6 protein-coding genes are annotated in these 7,164 nt (G+C 62.6%); all 6 read right to left on the bottom strand.

Annotation, left to right across the window (positions count from 1 at the left end; genetic code table 11):
* Positions 1-455 (bottom strand): formate--tetrahydrofolate ligase (locus GGR00_RS13975; protein ID WP_184699731.1); only part of this gene is annotated, 455 nt, incomplete at its 3' end.
* A 231-nt stretch (positions 456-686) separates the two neighbouring features.
* The gene (locus GGR00_RS13970; RefSeq protein ID WP_055970562.1) at positions 687-1,811 is read right to left on the bottom strand and encodes a DUF2333 family protein; all 1,125 of its coding nucleotides are present in this window, start codon (positions 1,809-1,811) and stop codon (positions 687-689) included.
* Between the two features lie 11 nt (positions 1,812-1,822).
* Positions 1,823-3,109, bottom strand: coding sequence for a DUF6638 family protein (locus GGR00_RS13965; RefSeq protein WP_184699730.1), 1,287 nt, complete (start codon positions 3,107-3,109; stop codon positions 1,823-1,825).
* 209 nt (positions 3,110-3,318) lie between these two features.
* Positions 3,319-5,229 carry an AAA family ATPase gene (locus GGR00_RS13960; RefSeq protein WP_184699729.1) on the bottom strand — a complete coding sequence of 637 codons (1,911 nt, stop codon included), beginning with the start codon at positions 5,227-5,229 and terminating at the stop codon, positions 3,319-3,321.
* 2 nt (positions 5,230-5,231) lie between these two features.
* A complete protein-coding gene (locus GGR00_RS13955) occupies positions 5,232-5,978 on the bottom strand; it encodes a hypothetical protein (RefSeq protein ID WP_184699728.1) in 747 nt (248 codons plus the stop codon).
* Complete coding sequence (locus tag GGR00_RS13950; RefSeq protein ID WP_184699727.1) at positions 5,971-7,116, bottom strand: hypothetical protein; 1,146 nt, start codon at positions 7,114-7,116, stop codon at positions 5,971-5,973. Before GGR00_RS13950 ends, GGR00_RS13955 begins: the two co-directional genes overlap by 8 nt.
* Positions 7,117-7,164 lie beyond the last annotated feature (48 nt).

The raw sequence follows: 7,164 nt of genomic DNA, 5'->3' as shown, positions 1-7,164 counted from the left end.
TAGATGTGGTTGTCGATCAGCGCCGACAACAGGTTGTGGGCGGTGGTGATGGCGTGGAAGTCGCCGGTGAAGTGGAGGTTCATGTCCTCCATCGGCACGACCTGGGCATAACCGCCGCCGGCTGCACCGCCCTTGACGCCGAAGTTGGGCCCGAGCGAGGCTTCGCGGATGCAGACCACGGCCTTCTTGCCGATGCGGTTGAGACCGTCGCCGAGGCCGACCGTGGTCGTGGTCTTGCCTTCGCCGGCCGGCGTCGGGTTGATCGCGGTGACCAGGATCAGCTTGCCGTCCTTGTTCTTGCGCGCATTGGCGATGAACTCGGCCGAGATCTTGGCCTTGTCGTGGCCGTAGGGCAGCAGGTGCTCGGTCGGAATGCCGATCTTGGCGCCGATCTCCTGGATCTGTTTCTTGTTTGCCGCGCGGGCAATCTGGATATCGGTCTTGTGCTCGGCCATGGCGGCTCCTCCGGAAGCAGACTTTGCGTGAGTGGGCGAATGCACCCGTGCTCGTGGGCGCATAGAAACTCGACACTAGCCTGTGCTGCCGTCTCAAAACAGCCGCCCAATGCACGGATTGCGACAGGGGAAGGGAGTAGGGAGTAGGGAGCTCAGACTTCAGCGCCTGGACGCGCGCATGCCCGTCCGCTCCTTCTACTCACTACTCACTACTCACTACTCACTACTCACTCACCTGCTCAGCACGTTGCTGATCTCGACGAGGTTCGAGCGCACGCGCAGGATGTAGAAGCCCATCGTGATCAGGTGCGACGGCATGAACCAGCCATCCTCGGCGCCGTTGGAGATGATGAAGGGCTGGATGTTGAGCGCCGAGCGGGTCTGCTGCTCCATCGTGTCCCAGAGATTGTCGAGGTTGCGGGTGCGCAGCACGTCCTCGAAGTCGGCATGGGTCGCCTTCAGCAGGCCGTAGTAGCCGTAGAGCTGGCCATAGGCGAACCAGAAGCGGTCGTCGGCGCGCGGGTCGAACCAGCCATTGTTGTAGTTTTCGGCACGGTCCTTGAGGATCGCCGACGTCGCGCCGATGTCGTTGGCGATGCGGTCGATGAACTGGATCAAATTGTCGGCGCGGGCGTCGAACACCGACTCGCACTTTTCGAGCCGGGCGTTGAAATTGTTCAGGCTCTTGATCGCCGAGCGGTAATAGCTCGGGGTCGGGGTCTTGGGGCCGAACGGACTCAGGCCGAAATACCAGGTGTATTCGTCGAACTGCATGTTGCCGCGTGCGTCCTGCAGGTCGGAATCGACCTGGCTGGTGCCGCGCACGCGGCCGAGATTGTCGGCGAGTTCGGTCGTCGTGCGGCGGATCGCCTGGTTGATGCCGCGCTGGAACGATGCCTTGTTGTCGAGGAACGGCGTCTTGTCCCAGGACAGGCCGAACAGGCCCGTCTTGTAGAGGATCATCGACGAGATCCAGGCATTCTCGTTGACGTTGAAATTGGTCAGCTCGGCCGAGATGTCGGCGATCGCCGAGCGGCCGCAGGTGCGCGCGGTGTCGGTGCCGCCGCCGGCAACGATCTGCTCGCCCGCCGAAACGTTGCGGTTGTCGAAATTGTGCGCGGCGACATAGTCGGGATCGAAGTTGGTCCAGACCTGCGTGTTCCAGATGAAGTAGCCGTAGAGCGCCACCAGGCCGAGGATGGCCGCGCCGAGCGTGCCTTTCAGGATCCAGCCGCGCTGGACGTACCAGCGGCCGAGCCACATGAAGGGCCAGAGCAGGATGCCGATGACGAAGCCGAGGCCACGGCCGATCAGCTGGAATATCCGGGTGAAGAAGTTCACGATCGGATCAAGCATATGGAACCCCCTCAGTCGGTCAGGCCGTAAAGCTGTGCGCGGAACGCTGCCTTGTCTTTCAGATATGAGTTTTTGAGCGTGTCCACAACATTGGATCGCCAGGTCTCGCTGAGCTCTTCATAGTCCTTGTAGAAGCCTTGCTTGTTGAAGACATAGCGCGAGACGAAATCGGCCGGCACGAATTCCGAGATCAGCCGGTTGGTCAGCCAGGCGTCGGGATGGTCGGGCTTGGCGCGCACGACCAGGAAACGGTGCAGCGGGAACACCTCCTCGAGCCTGAGCTGGCCGAGCTGCGCGATCTCGCGCTTGGCGGCATTGAGGAAGGGGAAGGTGCCGTCGCTGTTGATGGCGTCGGCATGGCTGTGGATCCAGGTCTGCAGCCACACCTTGTCGACCTTGCCCAGATCGCGCTTCGGCTCGGCCGCGCGGATCAGCGCCCTGACTGCCATTTCGGCGCGGTGCTCGAGATAGCCGGAGCTTTCGACCCACGAGGCCCGCGGCAGGTCGAGGCGGCCGGTCGAGGCCAGGAACTTGAACACCTTGTCGGCGTCGCGGATCGACAGGTAACTCACTTGCCACGGCCGCGAGCGGCGGAAGCCCGGTGCCGAGGGATCGGAAATGACGGTCGTCACATCGCGGTCGACGAAGACGTAGAGCCCGCCGAAATGGCTGGTCCAGAAGGCGTTGTGGCGGAAGATCACCTGGTCGGGCACCAGCGCATTCTCGCGGATGTCGCCGCAGACCTTGGCAAGCTCGACCATGCGCTGGAGCATGGCGTCATCGCGCCAGGCGTCCGGTTCCTGCTTCAGTCTGTCGACCAGCTTGCCGAGTTCGGCCGCCTTGCCGAGCACGTCCTCGGCCGACAGCACGCGGAACTCGACCTGGTTGATCGACAGCAGATCCTCGATGTCCTCGACCTTGGAGACCGAATCCTCGATCTCGCCGTAGATCACGTCCTTGATGGTCAGCGCGTCGATGGCGCGCTGGTTCTTCGACATGAATTCGAACAGCAGCTGCGAGGTGTTGGAGAACGCCGTGTGCACCACCGGCAGGTCGGCCTGCGACGGCGTCAGGATGATGAAGCGACGGTTGACCTCGTTGGGGTCGAGATATTGATAGTCGCCCAGTTCCTCGGCCACCTGCGGCGAAAAGCCGGTGCGGTCGATCTCGAAGCCCTTCAGCCTGGTCGGTTTCAGCCCGAAGGCGGTCAGGGCCTTGTTGTAGCGATCGATCAGATGCGGTTCGTCGACCGGCAGCAACCGGCCGTAGATCAGTTCGTTGTCGCGGAGCAGGTCCATTTTACTGCATCCCTTCCTTCTCCCCGTTTATGGGCAAAAGGTGGCCGAAGGTGCGCTCCTTCCTTCTCCCCTTGTGGGAGAAGGTGGATCGACGCGCAGCGTCGAGACGGATGAGGGGTGATGGACGGAGAGCTGCGCTGGAGCACCCCTCATCCGTCGCCTGCGGCGACACCTTCTCCCGCAAGGGGAGAAGGAAAGGCCAGCGCCCGTCACGCATTCCACAGCCCTTTCGCCTTCAGTTCCTCCATCTCCTTCGCCGCGCGCTCGCGCAGCCTTGCATCGCGGAGCAGCTTCGACACGGCGGCATCGTCCGACTTGTCGGAGTAGCGGAACTCCGAGTCGGCGTAGCGGTTGATCTCCTGCATCACCATGGCAAGCGAGAACGGCCCGCGCAGTTCCTCGATCATTGCTTTCTTCTCGTCATAGCCCTTGTGCATGAAGGTCTCGGGCTTTTCGAACCAGTCGTCCGGCAGCTCGATGTCCATGGCGCGCATCTTGATGGCGTCGGTGACGTTCTTGATGGCGCGGCCGGTGAAGCGCGGCTCGGCCTCCTTGATCATGTGCAGATAGGTGCCGATATCGGCGAGCGTCTTCGGCTCGCCATTGTCCTTCATGAAGCGCTCGAACACTCTCATCAGCCCGTCTTCCTGCGGCTTTTCGTGCTCCTCATAGGCCTCGGTCACGGCGCGCTGGATTTCCTGGGCGGCGTAGAGTTCGTGCTCGCCCAGCGGGATCTTGTGGTTCTTGCCGGCGAGCAGGACGAAGATGTCGATGTAGTCGTCGCGGGTCTGCGGGCCGTCGACCAACCAGCGTGCGCCGGCGCGCTGGCGCAGTGCATCGTCGACATTCTCCGGATAGTTGGAGAACATGCCGAAGGAGCAGTTGCCGCGCACCACGGTGCCGGCACCGGCGAAGGCGTCCATCAGCACGCCGGTGATCTCCTGCTGGCCGGCCGATGCCCGGTCGTCGGAGCGCTTGGCCGCCACCTGGTCGATGTCGTCGATGGTGCCGAAGCCGATGGCGCGCGGGTTGAGCACGTTGTTGATGAACTGGCGGCAGTTCTGGCCCGACTTGCCCTGGTAGGACGAGATCTGGTCGACGCCGAAATTCTCGTAAGCGAACGGGTAGCCGGCGACCTGGCAGTAGTTGTTGACCAGGCCGGCGATCATCTGGATCAGCGTGGTCTTGCCGGTGCCCGGCGCGCCGTCGCCAATGAACGTAAACAAAAAACCGCCGAGCTCGACGAAGGGGTTCAACTCGCGGTCGAAGTCATAGGCCATCAGCATCTTGGCCAGCCGGACCGACTGGAACTTGGCGATGTGGTTGCCGACGACTTCCTGCGGCTGCTTGAAGGTCATGACCAGCGGCTTCGACTTCTTGCCCGGAGCCACGTCGAAGCCGTCGAGGGTGAAGTCGTCGGCGTCGATGCGGATATGGGCGTTCTCGAAGGCGCCGAGCCCGTCGAAGCGGCCCTTGCGCTGGAGCAGTCCCTCGATCGCCACACGGGCAAAGGCGCGGCCGCGGGTCAAAAGGTCGGCATCGTCCTTGGCGCCCGACAGCGCCCGGTCGAGGCCGGAGACGATCGACTTGACCGCGTCCTGCGGCGTGTCGAACAGGAAGTCGGGCTCGGTCACGTCATTCGGCGCCTCGCCGTCGCTGTCGATCAGCTGGGCGAGATAGGAGGCAAGCGAAAACGCCGCGACATAGGCGGACGCCGACAAAAGCTTCTTGAAATGACTGGCCTCGTCGCCCTCCAGCGGGCTGCGGGCGTTTTTGGCCTGCAACGCTTCGAGGTCTGTCGAGCGCGAGAAGACGTCCGAGACGGCCAGCGCCACCGCGATGCCGCGGCGGGCGCGGAACAGCAGCGTGTGCTGGGCGATCGACATCAGCTGGTCGTCGGGGCGGATCGCAGCGACGGTCTTCTGAAGCTCGACCTCGCGCGTCTTGCGGATCGAGCCGGTCGAGACCGTCGAGACGAAGCGCCGGTTGGTGCCGGCGAGTGCCGTGCCCGACTGGCCGGAGCTGTCCTCCAGCACGACGATACGGGTGATGAAGCTCTGCGCGGTGGCGCGGTGCTTTTCGATGTCGGCTTCGGAAATCGCGGTCAGGCCGGTGTCCATTTTCAAGCTCCTATCCGGTCGAGCCAATCGTTGATTGCGGGCATCACCACTGTACCGAAACGGTCCAGCGCGAAGATGCCGATTACAAATGCCATGATCCTGGTGAAGACCAATCTGCGGACGCCCACGAATTTCAGCGTGAGTATCGAAAAGAGCATGAAGGTGATGATCGCAACCTGCGTGGCGTCCACCGGGGTCGAGTAGGAAAACGCGTACAATCCGGCTGCGGTTGCCGCCAGGATCAGCAGATAGAATTTCACCGAGATGATCAGCCGGTCGCTGTAGATGAAATAACCGGTTCCGAGCAGTGCGCTGAGAAAGATCGCAACGGCGTCAAAGACCCTGGTTGGCGCGTTCAGAACCGCAACCAGCGTGGATTGGGACACCAGTTCGCATATCGTGAAGCGGTCGAAGGCGAGGCGTCTTTCAGTCTTGGTGCCGTAATAGGCCGCGATGGCGGCGCCGGCGCAGATCAGGCAAAACGACAGGGCGCCGTGGATTTTGTCCAGCGAGATCCCGAGCACCTGTCCCACGGCACCCCAGGCGTGCATCGACACGGTGTTGAAACCCAGCACGATGCGGCTGAGAAGCGGGCCGAAATCAAGCTTGCTGTTGAAGTTTGCGAGAACCGAGATTGCCGTGGGTACGCCAAAGGCGATCGAAGCCCATTTCCAGGCAATCTTTCTCTTACCTGCCTGCCTGGCCCACCACAGCGAGATCGTGTCTCTCCAGGCGGACGCCTCAAACATCGCTGATCACCTGTCCCTTCGACAGGATATGAACCTTGTAGCCGCCGAAGATCTTCTCGGCTTCGCCGGCGGCATAGAGCGCCTGGTAGGCCTCGTGCGGGATCAGCGCGTGCTTCTCGTAGCTCGATACGCCCTGGCGCGCGGCTTCGAGATCGTCTGTGTTGATGAAGAACTCCTCGCTTGCCGGCTCGCTCGACCACAGCCCCTTGCGTCCCGGCTTCTCGGCCTTGGAATAGACCTCCTGGATGGTCCAGGTCAGCAGCCAGGCATTTTCGGCCTTGCGCACCTTGGACAGCACCTCGGCGACCGCCGAATTGTGCTCGGTGATGCCGGCCGAATAGAACGGGCCCAGCACCAGCCGCCGCAGCTGCTTGGGGTGCAGGTCGGGGAAATCTTTGTCGAGATTGGTGGCGATGGTCAGCGGTGACAGTGAATAGGCCGAGTTCTTCTCGGTGAAGTCGTCGAAGCGGTGGGCGAGGTCGGGATTGAGCAGGCCGTCGACGGGCAGGGGGATGTCGATCTTCTCGTTGAGCTTGCCGTTGCGGTCGACCAGCTGCTCGATCATCGCCTCCGACGAATCCTCGACGGTGGCCATGTAGATCATCGGCAGGTTGGCGCTGCCGTCGAAGCTGCCCCAATGGACGAGATAATAGGGCCGCATCGACTTCGGGTTGGCCGACACTTTGGCCGTCTGCGCCAGGATGAACGGGCTGAAAGTGACGCCGTCCTTGACGTCTTCGAGATACAGCCGCTCGGCCATCGAGCGCTGCAGCGCCTCGGGAAATTCCTTGTGGCGCAGGATGAAGTCGGCCATCTCCTCGCGCAGTTCGCCCGACGGCGGGATGCTGGCCAGCCGCTGCGCCGCCGTCTTGCGGTCGTTTTCCAGCTCCAGCACGTTCTGGTATACTGGAAAGCCGCTTTCGGCGCGGCTGATCTTGAAGGTCTCCATGAAGCCGAGCCGGTTGCGCCAGCAGGCGAAGGACCTTTCCAGCCGCGAAATGTATTCGGCCGCGATCTTCGCCACGATGCCGTGCCGGTAGAGCGGCGAGCGGTCGTCGCGCATGAAGATCTCAAGGCCGCTCAGCGCCGCCTTGATCGCGTCGAAATAGCGGACCGCCGGGTCGTCGGTAGGGGTCATGAATGAAGTCTCCGACGCATGCGCTCGACGTTGGCCCCTCTGGCCTGC

This window comes from Aminobacter aganoensis, assembly GCF_014206975.1.
GTDB classification, from domain to species: domain Bacteria; phylum Pseudomonadota; class Alphaproteobacteria; order Rhizobiales; family Rhizobiaceae; genus Aminobacter; species Aminobacter aganoensis.
This window is presented reverse-complemented; position numbering and strand designations above follow the sequence as displayed.

Bases quoted from the DNA above. Each gene is read 5' to 3' on its own strand.
- GGR00_RS13960 (WP_184699729.1), bottom strand. From the start codon at position 5,229: ATGGACACCGGCCTGACCGCGATTTCCGAAGCCGACATCGAAAAGCAC.
- GGR00_RS13965 (WP_184699730.1), bottom strand. From the start codon at position 3,109: ATGGACCTGCTCCGCGACAACGAACTGATCTACGGCCGGTTGCTGCCG.
- GGR00_RS13955 (WP_184699728.1), bottom strand. From the start codon at position 5,978: ATGTTTGAGGCGTCCGCCTGGAGAGACACGATCTCGCTGTGGTGGGCC.
- GGR00_RS13950 (WP_184699727.1), bottom strand. From the start codon at position 7,116: ATGACCCCTACCGACGACCCGGCGGTCCGCTATTTCGACGCGATCAAG.
- GGR00_RS13970 (WP_055970562.1), bottom strand. From the start codon at position 1,811: ATGCTTGATCCGATCGTGAACTTCTTCACCCGGATATTCCAGCTGATC.